The sequence below is a fragment of the Streptomyces sp. NPDC021562 genome (genome assembly GCF_040640875.1).
GTDB lineage: Bacteria > Actinomycetota > Actinomycetes > Streptomycetales > Streptomycetaceae > Streptomyces.
The window spans coordinates 51,254-66,273 of sequence record NZ_JBFACN010000032.1; the positions used below are offsets into that span (position 1 = coordinate 51,254).

General features: G+C 72.7%; 14 protein-coding genes. 5 read left to right on the top strand and 9 right to left on the bottom strand.

All coding sequences use genetic code 11. The features are described 5' to 3' along the window. Positions 1-69: 69 nt before the first annotated feature. From AB0G52_RS35015 to AB0G52_RS35035, 5 genes are all read left to right on the top strand, one after another. On the top strand, positions 70-1,260 hold the full coding sequence (locus tag AB0G52_RS35015; protein ID WP_132894117.1) for an FAD-dependent monooxygenase: 1,191 nt from the start codon (positions 70-72) through the stop codon (positions 1,258-1,260). 98 nt (positions 1,261-1,358) lie between these two features. Then, positions 1,359-2,879 carry an MFS transporter gene (locus AB0G52_RS35020; protein ID WP_132894029.1) on the top strand — a complete coding sequence of 507 codons (1,521 nt, stop codon included), beginning with the start codon at positions 1,359-1,361 and terminating at the stop codon, positions 2,877-2,879. Further along, positions 2,876-3,463, top strand: coding sequence for a TetR family transcriptional regulator (locus tag AB0G52_RS35025; RefSeq protein WP_361342272.1), 588 nt, complete (start codon positions 2,876-2,878; stop codon positions 3,461-3,463). The genes AB0G52_RS35020 and AB0G52_RS35025 overlap by 4 nt, the downstream gene beginning before the upstream one ends. 53 nt (positions 3,464-3,516) lie before the next feature. Beyond that, positions 3,517-4,500 (top strand): aldo/keto reductase, encoded by a 984-nt coding sequence (locus AB0G52_RS35030; RefSeq protein WP_132894025.1) that lies wholly within the window; start codon positions 3,517-3,519, stop codon positions 4,498-4,500. A gap of 82 nt (positions 4,501-4,582) precedes the next feature. Beyond that, entirely contained in the window at positions 4,583-5,068 is a 486-nt protein-coding gene (locus tag AB0G52_RS35035) for a DUF6328 family protein (RefSeq protein WP_132894023.1), read from the top strand. Here AB0G52_RS35035 and AB0G52_RS35040 read toward each other — a convergent pair. The 9 genes from AB0G52_RS35040 to AB0G52_RS35080 form a co-directional block, all read right to left on the bottom strand. Next, entirely contained in the window at positions 5,053-5,721 is a 669-nt protein-coding gene (locus AB0G52_RS35040) for a DUF2238 domain-containing protein (protein WP_207921921.1), read from the bottom strand. The two genes, AB0G52_RS35035 and AB0G52_RS35040, sit on opposite strands and share 16 nt — an antisense overlap. 67 nt (positions 5,722-5,788) lie before the next feature. Next, positions 5,789-6,214 (bottom strand): SsgA family sporulation/cell division regulator, encoded by a 426-nt coding sequence (locus AB0G52_RS35045; protein WP_361342277.1) that lies wholly within the window; start codon positions 6,212-6,214, stop codon positions 5,789-5,791. 63 nt (positions 6,215-6,277) lie between these two features. Further along, complete coding sequence (locus AB0G52_RS35050; protein WP_207921920.1) at positions 6,278-7,318, bottom strand: hypothetical protein; 1,041 nt, start codon at positions 7,316-7,318, stop codon at positions 6,278-6,280. Between the two features lie 88 nt (positions 7,319-7,406). Further along, on the bottom strand, positions 7,407-8,378 hold the full coding sequence (locus tag AB0G52_RS35055) for an LLM class F420-dependent oxidoreductase (RefSeq protein ID WP_132894019.1): 972 nt from the start codon (positions 8,376-8,378) through the stop codon (positions 7,407-7,409). A 60-nt stretch (positions 8,379-8,438) separates the two neighbouring features. Beyond that, positions 8,439-10,058, bottom strand: coding sequence for a serine/threonine-protein kinase (locus AB0G52_RS35060; protein WP_361342281.1), 1,620 nt, complete (start codon positions 10,056-10,058; stop codon positions 8,439-8,441). Positions 10,059-10,257: 199 nt separating this feature from the next. Then, positions 10,258-11,217, bottom strand: coding sequence for a threonine/serine dehydratase (locus tag AB0G52_RS35065; protein ID WP_132894015.1), 960 nt, complete (start codon positions 11,215-11,217; stop codon positions 10,258-10,260). 159 nt (positions 11,218-11,376) lie between these two features. Then, positions 11,377-12,054 (bottom strand): AIM24 family protein, encoded by a 678-nt coding sequence (locus tag AB0G52_RS35070; RefSeq protein ID WP_132894013.1) that lies wholly within the window; start codon positions 12,052-12,054, stop codon positions 11,377-11,379. Between the two features lie 56 nt (positions 12,055-12,110). Further along, on the bottom strand, positions 12,111-13,460 hold the full coding sequence (locus AB0G52_RS35075; protein WP_132894011.1) for a CAP domain-containing protein: 1,350 nt from the start codon (positions 13,458-13,460) through the stop codon (positions 12,111-12,113). Between the two features lie 101 nt (positions 13,461-13,561). Then, entirely contained in the window at positions 13,562-14,788 is a 1,227-nt protein-coding gene (locus AB0G52_RS35080; protein WP_132894009.1) for a serine hydrolase domain-containing protein, read from the bottom strand. Positions 14,789-15,020: the final 232 nt, after the last annotated feature.

Consider the following 15,020-nt stretch of genomic DNA (forward strand, 5'->3'; position numbering starts at 1 on the left):
CCCGGCCGAACCCCCGGCCCGCTGCTACCCTGCGGTGCCAATTGGCCACGTTCGGTGAATCCCAGGGGTGTGTGCGTGAAGGTCGACTGCGTCGGAGGCGGGCCCGCGGGCCTGTATCTCGCGATCCTGCTCAAGCGGCAAAATCCGGCCCATGACATCACCGTTCACGAACGGAACCCCGAGGGCTCGACCTACGGCTGGGGCGTCACCTACTGGCGCGCCCTGCTCGACCGGCTGCACGCACACGACCCCGAGTCGGCGCGCGCCATCGAGGAGAGCTCGGTGCGCTGGACCCAGGGCGTCGCCCACGTCGGCGACCGGATCGCCCGGCAGCCCGGCGACCCGGGGCACGGCATCGGCCGCCACCGGATGCTGGAGATCCTCGCCGAGCGGGCCCGCTCGCTCGGGGTACGGCTGGAGTTCGAGGCGGAGATCGCGCCCGAGAACCTCCCCGACGCCGACCTGGTGGTCGCCGCCGACGGCATCCACAGCGCCCTGCGCACCCGGCACGCCGACCATTTCGGCACCCGGGCCATCGAGGGCCGCAACCCCTACGTCTGGCTCGGCACCACCCGGGTCTTCGACTCCTTCACCTTCGCCTTCGCCGAGACCGCCCACGGCTGGGTCTGGTGCTACGGCTACCCGTACGACGCCGAGCACAGCACCTGCGTCATCGAGTGCGCCCCCGAAACCCTGGCCGGCCTGGGTCTGGACGCGATGGACGAGACCGGTCAACTGGCCCTGCTGGAGAAGCTGTTCGCCGACGTCCTGGACGGCCGTCCGCTGATCGGCGGCTCCGCCGCCGCCTGGCCCGCCTTCCGCACCGTCACCAACCGCAGCTGGTACCGCGGCAACCTGGTCCTGCTCGGCGACGCCGCCCACACCACCCACTACTCCATCGGCGCCGGCACCACCCTCGCCCTGGAGGACGCGATGTGCCTCGCGGGCGCCCTGCGCGACCACGGCGCCGTACCGCCGGCCCTCGCCGCCTACGAGCGGCAGCGCCGCTCCGAACTGCTCTCCGCCCAGAGCGCCGCCCGGCTCAGCGCCCAGTGGTACGAGAACCTGCCCCGCTACATCGGCCTGCCCCCGCACCGCATGTTCGCCCTGCTCGGCCAGCGCCACTCGCCGCTGCTGCCCTATGTGCCCCCGCAGCTCTACTACGGCCTCGACAGGGCGGCCGGGCGGCTGGAGGTGCTGCGCCGCTTCAAGCGGTGGCTCGGACCACGGGCCGCACGCGCCCTGCACGCGCGGTCATAGCAGCTGTACGGCCCCGGGCCCGCGTTGGTGAAAAACCATTCACCCGATAAGGTGAATTCATATTCACCTGTCACGTCGCGTCGCCCGCAGGAGTGCCGATGGACCAGCCCGTCCCCACAGCCGGCCCGTCGGAGTCGGAGTCGTGCGCCGCACCGCCTCCGCTGCGGCAGCGGCTGACGATCCCGGTCCTGGCCTTCGGCGGGATCCTGATGGCCGTCATGCAGACGGTGGTCGTCCCGCTCCTGCCGGACCTGCCCAGGCTCACCCACTCCTCGGCCGGCGCCGTCTCCTGGACGGTCACCGCGACCCTGCTCTCCGGGGCCGTCCTCACCCCCGTGCTCGGCCGGGCCGGCGACATGTACGGCAAGCGGCGGGTCCTCACCGGGGCCCTCGCCCTGATGACCGTGGGCTCCGTCATGTGCGCCCTGTCCTCGGACATCGCCGTGCTCATCGCCGCCCGCGCCCTGCAGGGTGCCGCCGCCTCCGTCGTACCGCTGTCGATCAGCATCCTGCGCGACGAACTGCCGCCCGAGCGGCGGGGATCGGCGGTCGCGCTGATGAGCTCGACCGTCGGCATCGGCGCCGCGCTGGGCCTGCCACTGGCCGCGCTGGTGGTGCAGTACTACGACTGGCACACCATGTTCTGGCTCACCGGCCTCCTCGGCGCGCTCGGCGTGGCCGCGGTGTGGTGGGCGGTCCGCGAGTCCCCGGTGCGCGAACCCGGCCGGTTCGACGTGCTCGGCGCGCTCGGGCTGGCCGTCGCCCTGACCTGTCTGCTGCTCGGCGTCTCCCAGGGCGGCCAGTGGGGCTGGGGCAGCCCGCGGGTGCTGGGCCTGTTCGCCGCCGCCGTGCTGGTGCTGGCCCTGTGGTGGTGGCAGCAACTGCGCACCGAGCGACCGCTGGTCGACCTGCACCTGGTGGCCCGGCCCCGGGTCGGCCTGTCCCATGTCGCCGCCCTGCTCACCGGGTTCGCCTTCTACGCCAACTCCCTGGTCACCGCGCAACTGGTGCAGGCGCCCAAGGCCACCGGATACGGCCTCGGCCTGTCGATCGTGGCCACCGGCCTGTGTCTGCTCCCCGGCGGCGTCACCATGCTGCTGTTCTCCCCGGTCTCCGCCCGGATCTCCGCCGCCCGCGGCCCGCGCGTCACCCTCGCCCTCGGCGCCGCCGTCATCGCCTGCGGCTACGTGCTGCGCATCGCCGACAGCCGCGACCTCTGGATGATCATCCTGGGCGCCACCGTCGTCGCCACCGGCACCACCCTGGCCTACTCGGCACTGCCCACCCTGATCCTGCGGGCCGTCCCGGCGAGCCAGACCGCCTCCGCCAACGGCGTCAACGTCCTGATGCGCACCATCGGGCAGGCCACCTCGAGCGCCGCCGTGGCCGCCGTCCTCACCCATCACACCAGCCTCGTCGGCGGCGCCCCGGTCCCCACCCTGCACGGTTACCTGCTGGCCTTCGCGATGGCCTGCGCCGTCGCCCTGGCGGCCAGCGCCACGGCCCTGTCCATCCCCGGCGACAAGGCACGGGACGGCGCCGGCGGCGCATCGGCCGCCGGCCCGTCCGCCGGGCGCCAGGCCGAGGGCACCCGCGGCGGCGCGCTGGAAGGAGCGTGAGCGCCGTGAGCAGTCGGCCCGGTGCCCCGGCCGCGCCCGCCCGCCGGGACGCGGCGGCCACCAAGGCGGCCATCCTCAAGGCCGCCCGCCACCTCCTCGCCCGGCACGCGCACGCCGACATCACCCTCAAGGACGTCGCCGAACGCGCCGGGGTCAGCGCACCGCTGGTCCTCAAGTACTTCGGCAACAAGGAGAGCCTCTTCGCCCGCGTCATGTCCTTCGACGCGGACGCGGACGCCCTCCTCGCCGCACCCCTGGAGGAACTGGGCCGGCACATGGTCCGGCACGTCCTGGAGAGTCAGCGCGACCGGGGCGCCGACCCCCTGGTGCGGATCGTCTTCGCCCCCCTGCACGGCGACCAGGGCGACGTGCTGCGCGCCAACTTCCGCGCCCACGTGGTCGACGCCCTCGCCGCCAGGCTGACCGGCCCCGACCCCGGCCTGCGCGCCGAACTGGCCGTCGCCCAGCTCATCGGCCTGGGCGTCATGTACGGCATCGCCCGCGGCCCACGCGTGCGCGAGAGCACGATCGCCGACCTGGCCGACCGCTACGGCCCGGCGGTCCAGGCGCAGCTGACCCCGTAGCCCGGCGCCCGGCCCGTGACACCGTTGTCGGCGGCGGATGACAGACTGTCGCCATGGACGAACGCGTAATCGACAGGTCGGGACAGTGGGCATCGGTCGTCGGCCTCGGCACATGGCAGCTCGGCGCCGACTGGGGCGAGGTGGACGACAAGGAGGCGCTGGCCGTCCTGGAGGCGGCGGCCGAGTCCGGGGTGACCTTCTTCGACACCGCCGACGTGTACGGCGACGGCCGCAGCGAGCAGACCATCGCGACCTTCCTGCGCAGCAGGCAGGACCTGCACGTCCTGGTGGCCACCAAAATGGGCCGCCGGGTCGACCAGATCCCGCAGAACTACGTCCTGGACAACTTCCGCGCGTGGAACGACCGGTCGCGCCGCAACCTCGGCGTCGACCGGCTCGACCTGGTCCAGCTGCACTGCCCGCCCACCCCGGTCTACTCCACCGACGAGGTGTTCGACGCCCTCGACACCCTGGTCGAGGAGGAACGTGTCGCGGCCTACGGGGTCAGCGTCGAGACCTGCGCCGAGGCGCTCACCGCGATCGCCCGCCCGGGCGTGGCCAGTGTGCAGATCATCCTCAACCCGTTCCGCATGAAGCCCCTGCGGGAGGTCCTGCCGGCCGCCCGGGAGGCCGGCGTCGGCATCATCGCGCGCGTGCCGCTCGCCTCCGGCCTGCTGTCCGGCAAGTACACCAAGGACACCGTCTTCGCGGCCGACGACCACCGCACCTACAACCGGCACGGCGAGGCCTTCGACCAGGGCGAGACCTTCTCCGGCGTGGACTACGCGACGGGCGTGGAGGCCGCCGCCGAGTTCGCCGCCCTGGCCCCCGAGGGCTGCACCCCGGCCCAGCTCGCCCTGCGCTGGATCATCGAGCAGCCCGGCGTGACCACGGTGATCCCCGGCGCCCGCAACCCGGAGCAGGCCCGCGCCAACGCGGCCGCCGCCAAGCTGCCGCCGCTGCCCGCGGACACGGTCACCGCGATCCGGGAGCTGTACGACCGCCGGATCAAGGACCAGGTGGAGAGCCGCTGGTAGGGCCCGTGGGGCCGGGAGCGGCCGCCGCGCGGCTCCCGGCCCCGGCCGTTTGAACGAACCGGCGGGGGGTTACACGCTCTCCATGACGGACGAGGAGACGCGAAGAGGGCGCCACGAGACGGAGGACGAGCGCGCCGACCGGATGTGGACCGACCTCATCCAGGAGGTGCGGGTCGCCCAGACCGGTGTCCAGATCCTCTTCGGCTTCCTGCTCACCGTGGTCTTCCAGCAGAAGTACGCCCAGCTGTCCCACGTGGACAAGACCATCTACATCGTCACCGTCGTCCTCGGTGCCTCGGCCACCGGCGCCCTCATCGGCCCGGTCTCCCTGCACCGGCTGGTCTCCGGCCGCAGGGTCAAGCCGGAGGCGGTCCGCCTCGCCTCCCGGCTGACGTCGATCGGCCTCTTCCTGCTGCTGGCCACCATGACCGCCTCCCTGGTGCTCATCCTCCGGGTGGCCACCAGCGGTGGCCAGGTGACCTGGATCGTCGTCGCCGTGCTGATCTGGTACCTGCTGTGCTGGTACGTCGTGCCGCTGTGGGCCCGGCGCCGTCACAGCGTCCGCTGACCCGCCTCCAGGCTCCGCAGCTGCCGGTCGTGCACCCGGCTGAGCAGCAGCACCGACAGCGTGGCCCCGATCAGCGCGCAGAACATGTCCCACTGGGTGTCCCAGACATCGCCCTGGGTGGCGAGGAAGGCGTCCGCGCCGTGGCCGCCGATCTCGGCCGCCAGCCACTCCAGCAGCTCGAAGCAGGCACTGAACGCGAGGCACGCGCACACCGTGAGCGGCGCCAGCCAGCGGCTGCCGCGCAGCGGGGAGGTACGGCTGAGCAGCTCCCGGACCAGCACCGCCGGCACGAACCCCTGCATGAGGTGGCCGAACCGGTCGTACGGGTTGCGGTCCAGGCCGAAGGTGTCCCGCACCCAGTCGCCGACCGGGACCTCGGCGTAGGTGTAGTGGCCGCCGACGGCGAGCACCAGGGCGTGCGCCGTGAGCAGCCCGGCCAGCAGACCCGTCAACGGGAAACGGCGCCAGGCCAGCACCGCCAGCGGGAGACCGACGAGCACCCACACCGTCTCCAGGAACCAGGTGGTGCGGTCCCGTGCGCCCCAGGCCGAGAGGGCCATGCCCGCCACCACGATCCCGGCGAACAGGACGGGCGGCACACGGCGTGACACGTGCTGCGGGACGGGTCGCGGGGCGGGGTGCACTGCGGTCATGGCGGACTCCTCGTCGTGGGAGTCCCATCGTGGCGGCGGCGCCCGGGGGTCACATGAGTACGGCTACTCAGCCGGTGGCGAGGATCTCCGCGAGTACGTCGTCCACCCGTACCTCCTCGCGGCCGGGCGGTACCGCCAGGTACGTGTCGCTCAGGAACGCGGCCAGGGCGGGTGCCCACACGAAGACCACCGCGTGGTGGCGCTCGCCGCCGGGCAGCGGATCGCCGAGGAACTCCATCCGCACTTCCCTCCAGCGCCCCTGCCGCTCGGGACGCAGCCGGATGTCCCCGATCCCGACGGGCTCCCTCAGGCCTTCGTTCAGCATCTCGCGGTCCAGCCGCCACCGGGCGAGCACCCGGCCGTCCAGGGTGAACACCGCGGTGACGGCGAACGGGTCACCGGCGTCGTAGGAGAGATGGGCGAGGACGGGACAACGGCCCGTCCCGTCCGTCCGGAGCTGTACCACCAGGGTCCTGTGCACGATGGGGTTCACGCGAGAGGCCTCCGAGAACGATCGGCTTGGTGCCCTCTAGTACCCCTCTCACAGGAAAAACGCTCAATCCGAGGCGGAATTGCCCCTCGCGCCGCGCAGCGCGGCCAGGCAGGACCCGATGGCCTGCTGGAGTTCCTCCAGGCGCTGGACCATGTCGTCCTCGTAGAAGTCCTGGGCGTCGTCGAAGGTCAGCTCCTCGAACGCCCTGGTCGCCTTCTGCACGCTGCTGTAGAACCTGGTGCGCCGCTCCTGGACGCGCAGGCCGGGGTCGGCCTCGACCGCCTCGACGATCAGGTTCTTCATCGTGTCGTAGGCCTCGGTCGCCCACTCGCCGGTGTCCTCGTCCTCGTCCAGTTCGTCGAGGAGGGACAGGTGGCGCTCGGCCTCCTGGCGCAGCTCGGCCGGCGCGTCGAGGGTCTGCCCGGCCGGGGTCCTGATCAGGCCGGACTCGGCGATCTGCCGGACGTAGCCGATACGGTCGGCGGAGCGGCTCTCGGTGGCGACGGCCTTCTTCAGGTCGTCGGTGCGGACCACGTCCCGGGCCAGCACCGTCCCGAGGTCCGGGTCCTCCCTGATGCGGTCCAGGAGCGCGGAACGGGCGGCGCGCGCGGTGGCGGGGTCGGCGAGGATCGCGGCGCGCAGCGCGGTGGGGTTCTCGGCCACCTCCAGGGCCTTGGTGGGGCGGATGCCCTCCGCCTCGGCGGCCGCGGCGATGGCGGTGCCGCGCTCCGAGGTGGCGCTGTTACGGGACACGTAGTAGTCCAGCCACGCGTCGGAGTCGGGGAGTTCGACCTCCTGACCCGGGGCGAGCGCCTCGAAATGCGGCACCAGACCGTCGTCGGCGGCCCGGTCCCATGCCTTGTAGTACCGCATGACGCGTTCCGCGGAGCAGCCGGCCAGCTCGGCGAACTCCTTCGCCGAGACCTTCGGCGTCCCCTCCGCGCCCTGCCCGCCCGGCCGCACACTGCGGGCCACCATCAGCCCGAACGTCCAGCTTCCCGCGCGCACGTAGGCGCCGAACTCCCGCGCGTCCCGGGCCACGAGGTCGGAGAGGGGGGCCGGGGACGCGCCGGACGTCGCGGACGGGTCGATCGCCAGGGTCACGGAGGACGCTCCTGAAGGTTGCCGGACTGCACACGTACAGTCCGGCAGCCTATCGACTCGTCGGCCGGGGTCCGGCGACCGGCCGAGATCAGCCGAGCGCGTCGCGCAGGGCGGGCAGCAACGTCTTGCGGGACCAGTCCAGGTACTCGGGCTGCGACTCGCCGCCGATCTGCACGAGCGCGATCTCCCCGAACCCGGCCTCCGCGTAGGGCCGTACGGCCTCGACGAAGTCGTCCGGGTCGTCCCCGCACGGGATGGAGGCGGCCACGTCGTCCTGGGTGACGAACTGGGTCGCGGACTCGAAGGAGTCGGGGTGCGGCAGTTCGGAGTTGACCTTCCAGCCGCTGCCGAACCAGCGGAACTGGGCATGGGCCCGCTTCACCGCCGTGTCGCGGTCGGGGTCCCAGCACACCGGCACCTGGCCGACGCGTGGCTTGCCCGCTCCGCCGTGCCGGTCGAAGGCGTCCAGGAGCGAGGCCTTCGGTTCGGTGGCGATGACCAGGTCGGCGAGCTTCCCGGCGAGTTTGCAGGACTGCTCGCCGGAGACCGCGATGCCGATCGGCGGCGGTTCGTCCGGGAGGTCCCACAGGCGGGCGGACTCCACGTCGTAGTGGGTGCCGTGGTGGTTGACGTGGCCGCCCGCGAACAGCGCCCTGATGATCTCCACCGCCTCTTCCAGCATCTCGTGCCGTACGTCCACCGACGGCCAGCCGCCGCCCACGACGTGCTCGTTGAGGTTCTCGCCCGCGCCCAGCCCGAGCCGGAACCGGCCCTCGGAGAGCAGCTGCACGGTCGCCGCCTTCTGGGCCACGATCGCGGGGTGGTAGCGGATCGTGGGGCAGGTGACGTAGGTCATCAGCGGGATCCGCGAGGTGGCCTGGGCGGCGGCGCCGAGGACGCTCCACACGTAGGGGGCGTGCCCCTGTGAGCGCAGCCACGGGAAGTAGTGGTCCGACGCCACCGAGAAGTCGAAGCCCGCCTCCTCGGCCCGCACCACATGATCCACGAGATCACGCGGACCGGCCTGCTCGGTCATCATCGTGTATCCGATTTGCACCATACGGTGCGGGTCCCCAGCAGGGCGCGGTGAAAACGGCCCGTCCCGGGCGCGGTCGGGACGCTAGATTCGGAACGTGGCCAGGAACGTCTTCCTCGCCAGTTCGTCCGCGGCGTCGTCCCAGGCCGTGGCAGGTGCGGTGATGCGCAGGGAGAAGCTGCGGCCGCCGCCGAGCAGGAAGCCGCGCCCGAAGGTGCGCACCCGGTCGGCGCCGGTGCCCGACAGCCACTCCATGTCCGCCCCCTTGCGGCCCTGGTAGGTGGTCGCCGTGATCTGGCCGATCCGCCGGTACCCGGTCTCCTTCTCCAGCTGGGGTTCGACGTCGTCCCGCCAGACGGCGACCGGGTCGGGGCCCGCCTGGGTGCTGTAGGTCACCGCGAGGGTGCGCGGATCGTCGCCTCCCGGGCCGAAGGTGACGCGGTAGGCGAGATCCTTCACCCGCGCGGTGTCCAGCCGCTTCCAGCCCGTGGGGAGCGCCACCGAGAAGCCCTCCGGGGCGGTGTAGCGCCGGAAGCCGGCCGGGAGCGCGCCTGCCGTGGCCGAGGCGGCGGGTGACGCGCCGCGGGCGGGCGGCGCCGAGGACGTCGAGGCGGACGGCGGGGGCGAGGAGGAGGGGGAGGTGCTCGGGCTCCTGCCGTCCGTGCGGTTGCGCGGCACGGAGGCCGTGGCCGAGGCGCTGGGCGCCGAGCCCGCCGAGGAGGTGCCCGGCAGGCCCTGGGTCGCGGCCAGCACCGCCACCGACACGGTCACCACGGCCAGCGCGGTCCCGCCGATCATGGTGGCTTTGCTCCATCCCGAGGCCCGGGCGGCCACGTAGGCGCCGCGCAGCCGCGGAACCGGGGCCGGCTGCGGCGTCGAGTCGGGATCCTCGTCGAGGACACGTGTCAGTGCGTCGCGGACCACCGGACGGCTCAGCCGCTCCCGGGAGCTCTTGCGGAGCAGCCCCTGGATCACCTGGGTCAGCGGACCGGCCCGCAGCGGGGTGCGCAGCGGCAGCCGGTCCACGCCCTTCAAGGTGGCGTCGGCGCGGCCGCGGTCCCGGAACGGCGGCCGCCCCTCGACCATCGTGTACAGGATCGCGCCGAGCGCCCACAGGTCGGCGGCCGGCCCGATGCGCTCGTCGCGGGCCTGCTCCGGGGAGGCGTACGACGGTGCGGTGACCCTCGGGGCCAGCGTCGCGCCCGCGAGGCCGAAACCGGTGATCACCACCGGGCCCTTGTCACGGACGAAGATCTGGCCGGGACTCAGCTCCCCGTGGGTGTAGCCGTCGCTGTGGGCGGCATCCAGCACGTCGAGCACCTCCAGGCCGATCCGGGCGGCCCGCGGGTAGTCGAACGCGGGTTCCCGGGCCAGGAGTTCACTGAGCGGTGTGCCGTCGATCAGCTCCGTGACGGTCCACAGCGCGCCCGCCTCCTCGAAGGCGTCGATCACCATGGCCACCCGGCCCGGCCGCAGCGCGCTCATGACCTCGGAGGAGCGCAGTATGCGGGCGGTGGTCCGGCGCACGGTGTCCGCGTTCGGCGGCTCCGGGAACGCGATCTGGGTCACCAGTCGCGGTCGCTCGGCCTGTACGTCCTCCGCGTACCAACTGATGCGGTTCGGCTCGCGGTCGGCGACTTCGAGGAGCCGGTACCTTCCGGCGACCAACTCTTGTGCGGAGACATGCGCCTTGACCATCGTCATCCCTCGTCGGAACCCCTGCCTCGTCTTGTGCAGAAGTACGGGGGACGCGCCCCGGTCTGTTCAAAGGATCTGCAACTCCGGGGCGGTTCTTGCCTTTTATTCAACCGGCGGCACCCGCGGCGGACTTTGGGAAAACGGTGCATGTCGGGGCCTCGACCTGCGGGTAACCGACGGTAAAAACCCGCTCGCGAAGCGCTTGTCAGTCCAGCCCGAAGCGCTCCGTCCATGCGGCGATCTCCCGGTGCGTCACATTGCCCCCGCACACCACGAGGCCGATCCGCGCCCCGTCCCCGACCCGTTCCCGCACCTGCCGTGCGGCCGGCAGCAGACACCCGGCGGCCGGCTCGGTCCACACCTTGGCGTGCTCGGCGAACTCCAGGCTGCCCCGGACGGCCTCCCGGTCCGCGACCACCAGGACCTCCTCCACCAGCGCCGCCGCATGCTCGTAGGTCAGCCGGGACACGGCCGGCGCGCTGAGCGTCGTCACGATCGAAGCCCCGTGCACCGGCAGCGGACCGCCCGCTGCCAGGGCCTCGGACATCGCCTGTGCGCCCCGCGTCTCCACACCCCACACCCGCAGGCCGGGGCGCCGGGCCCGCAGCGCCACCGCCACCCCCGCGATCAGGCCCCCGCCGCCGATGCTGACGAGCACGTCGGTGAGGTCGTCCGCGTCCTCGGCGAACTCCAGGCCCAGCGTGCCCTGTCCGGCGATCACGACCGGATCGTCGAACGGGTGGACCAGAGTGAGCCCTTCGTCGCGCAACACGTTCACCAGCTCGAACGCCGAGTCCATCCCGTCGGTCAGCCGCACCGCCGCCCCGGCCGCCTCGACCAGCGCGATCGAGCGGGCCGGGGCCGTACGGGGCATGACCACGGTCGCCTTCACATGGAGCGCCGCCGCCATCACCGCCAGCGCGATGCCGTGGTTGCCGCCACTGACGGCGACCACGCCGGCCGCCCGCTCGGCCGCGCTCAGGGACAGCAGCTTCGCCGTGGCGCCGCGCGCCTTGAACGAGCCGGTGCGCTGGAGGAGTTCCAGCTTGGCCGTGACGGGGGCGCCGAGCAGCTCCGACAGACCCGGGCTGGAGACCGTGGGCGTGCGCACGACGTGCCCGGCGATCTGCTGGGCGGCGGCTTCGATGTCCGAGATGCCGATCAAGGCGGTTCACCCTTCCGGCGCGGGGGCGGAAGTCCGCGCCTCCGGCACCCTGACCCGGACGGACGTCCCTGGTCAACCCGGACCGGACGGCCCCGGCGCCCCGCCCCCGGCGAGGCCGCCGGGGCCGTCGTGGGGGCGGGGCGCACGGTCTCCGCCGTCTCAGTGCTGCTGGGCCTTCTGCGGGGTCGCCTCGCTCGGCCGGACCACGACGTACCCGTCGCCCTGGAGCATCAGCTGGACCGCTTCGCCCGAACCGCCGCGCAGCATCGACCCGATGGACTGCGAGCGGTGCAGCGAGGTCTCCAGGTGCGCGGTCCAGCCCACGACCGCGTCGGTGTCGACGTAGACCGGGGACTGCGGTGAGACGGGGATCACCAGCGGGTTGCCCTCGCAGATCAGTCCGAGCCTGCCGTACCCGGAGAACACGCTGTTGAACAGGCCGCCGCCCGCTATGCCGGACCCCTTCACGGTCCTGATCTCGTAGGACAGGGACGCGTCGAAGCACAGGACGTTGCGGCCGTTGACCGTGAACTGGTCACCGGGCTCCACCTCGACGATGAAGCAGTTCTGCGCCTCGTGCGCGAACCAGGCCTCGCCCTGGCCCAGTACGGACATCAGCGGCAGCCCCTCACCGGTGACGGCGCGCTTGAGCATGCCGCCCACGCCCTGGCCCTTGCGCTCGAACCTCAGGTTGCCGCGGTGCGCGATCATCGCCCCCTGCCGGGCGTACATCTCGCCGTTCACCGTGTACTTGACGCATTTCGCGTTCTCGATGGTCATGCCCGGCTCGGCGGCCGCCGCGACCAAGTTCTCCGTGGAAAAAAGATCACCCTTCATGCGGGGCATGGTGTCCCGGAGGAACGCGTTCCGCCAAGATCGGGGAAGGTACCGGTTCAGGCACCGAACAGCTGGGTCCAGTAGGTGGCCGCCCGGCCGCCGCCGGCGAAGCCGGTGCCTATGTGGGTGAACTCCGGTTTGAGGATGTTGGCCCGGTGTCCGGGGCTGTTCATCCAGCCGTCCACCACCTCGGCGGCGGAACGCTGGCCGCAGGCGATGTTCTCGCCGATGGTGCGCCGCCGGGAGCCCGCAGCGGCGGCCCGGTCCCAGGGCTGGGTGCCCTCGGGGGAGGTGTGCGAGTAGAAGTCGCGGGTCGCCATGTCGGTGCTGTACGCCTGGGCGGCGAACGCCAGCTGCGGATCCTCCGCGAGCGGACGGAGCCCGGCCCGGGCGCGCTCCCGGTTGGTGAGGTCGACGACCTCCGTCCGGGTGCGGGACAGCTCGGCCTCGGTGAGGGGCCTGGCCCACAGCGCGGTCCAGTAGGTGTCCCCGTCCCGTGGGCCGCGGACGTGGGCGAGGCCGGCGTGGGTGAAGGCCGCGTCGAGCAGGGTGCGCCGGGCGTCCTCGGTGGCCAGGCAGTAGTCGACGAACTCGGCAGGGGTGCGGGGACCGGAGACGAGGTGTTCGCCGACCGTGACGTAGGCGAAGCCCGTGCGGCTGATCCGCTGGTGCACGGAGACGCCGTCACCGCTCTCGGTGGTCAGCCGGCCGGCCTCGGCCATCGCGGTGGCGTGGGCGCGGGCCGCCGTGACCAGCCGGGGGTCCGGGGCAACCGGCGGTCGGCCGACCCGGGCGCGGGCGGAGTTGACCAGCCCGAGGGGACCGTCGGGCTCCAGGTGGGGGACGGCCGAGGGGCGGCCCGGCGCGGTCGCCGTGCGCTGCGGCGGGATGGTGGTGCGGAAACCGGCCGGGCGCTGCGGCTGCTGGTCCTCGACGACGTCCACCCCGTAGTCCCGGGCCAGCCCCGCCAGTCCGTCCGCGTACCCCTGGCCGACCGCGCGCAGCTTCCAGCCGGTGCCCCGGCGGTATATCTCGGCGAGCAGCAGCAGGGTCTCCACCCGCGGCCGGGGCGGGGCGAAGCGGGCCACCGGGCGCCCGAGGCGGTCGGTGACGTCCAGGGTGGCGGCCGGCAGCGCCCCGAGCGGGGTGCCGGGCTCGGCGGCGGTGACCGTGACGGTGACCCGCACGGCACCGGACCGCAGCAGGGCCGGCTCGACGGTCAGCGTGTCGCCGCGCAGCCGGACGCCGGGCGCGTCCGGCTGGTTGTAGAAGACGAAGTCGGCGTCGCCGCCGACCCTCCCGCTCTCGTCGGTGATCAGGGCGGACACGTCGAAGGGGCCGGGCACCCGGAGCGTCAGCGCGCCGCCCGGGAGGGGCAGGTTGCCCCCGGGGACCAGCTCGCTCATCTCGCCGCCTCTACGAGGTCAGGGGCCGAACACCGCGCCCGGTGGGGGAGTCGCCGGTTGAACGTCCGGCCCGGGCGCGAGGTTCCCCGCCTCCGTCGGCGCTACTGCTCGCGCGGCGCGGCCGGGGCCACGTCCTCCCGCTCCAGCGGCGTGTGGACGCGCCGCGCGGAGCGCTGCTTGCCGCAGAAGGCCGGCTCCAGCGTCTCCGCGAGCGTGTTGAGCACGGCGGAGCTGTTGGAGGCGTTGGCGACCGCGGTGAGGCTGCGCTTGCCGTCCTTGGTGGTGAAGGCGTACGTGTAGTAGCCCTGCACGGCGCCCGTGTGGCCGTACACCGAGATCCCGCAGGACAGGTCGCGGCGGCGCAGCCCGAGGCCGTAGGAGGTGTTGGAGTTGACGCGGGTGAAGCGCTCCATGTCCGCCAGCCGGGCGGCCGAGGTGAGCTTTCCGCCGGCCAGCGCCGAGTAGAAGGTGTTGAGGTCGCGGGTGGTGGAGATGATGGCGCCCGCGCTCTGGGCCCAGGACACCGTCTGCTCGGTCGCGTCGACGGGCTGCGCGCCCGCCCGGTCCGCGGTGAGGTAGCCGTTGGCGTGCTGTCCGGGGATCCTCGTGTCCGGGTGGACGTAGAAGGTGCCGGTCAGGCCCAGCGGCTTGACGATGCGGTTCTCGTACTCGGCCTTCACGCTGTGCCCGGTGAGCTTCTCGATGAGCATGCCGGCGACCACGAAGTTGGTGTTGGAGTACGAGTAGGCGGCCCCCGGCGCGTTGGTGCGCGGCTTGCGCAGGGAGAGGTCCAGCAGCTGGCGGTAGGTGAAGACCTTGTTCCGGACCGCTTCGAAGCCGGACACGCTGCTGGCGAACATGTCGTTGGTGTAGTCGTACAGGCCGCTGCGGTGGCTGAGCACGTGGCGCACGGTGATGCGGTCGTCCGGGAGCAGGCCCGGCAGATAGCGGTTGACCGGCGCGTCCAGGGCGAGCCGGTGCTCGTCCACCAGTTGCAGCAGGACGACCGCCGAGAACGTCTTGGTGACACTGCCGACGCGGAAGCGGTCCGCGGTGGTGATGGCCCGCCGGCTCATGCGGTCGGCGACGCCCTGCGTCGTCCGGTAGACCTTCGCGCCCTCGTCGATCCGGGCCATCGCGCCGGGCGCCCCCTTCGCCACGACCGAGCGCAGCGTCGCGGCCAGTCCCGCGGTGTCCGGCGCCGGCAGGGCGTCCGCCGTCCGTGGGTGAGCCCGCGCCTTCAGCGGCGCCGCCTGGGCCGGTACCGCGAGCAGTGACAGTGCCACCGCTCCGAGCACCGCGCTTCTGCTGACCATTGCCGAGACCATCCGGACCTGCTCCTCTCCGTGCTGGGTTGTCACATCTCCACAGCCGGCGCACAGTTGGTCATCCCGCGATCACTGTGCGATACGGCCTCGCACAGTATTGCCACGAAAAGCAGAAAAAGTGACGAAATGCGCTCAATGTGGACATGGCTCAACCGAAAGGATTGCGGCCCGGGGTCCGGCCGGCCCCCTCGACGTCCGGCGGCGCCGGCAGCGTGGAGCAACCCGCCCATGC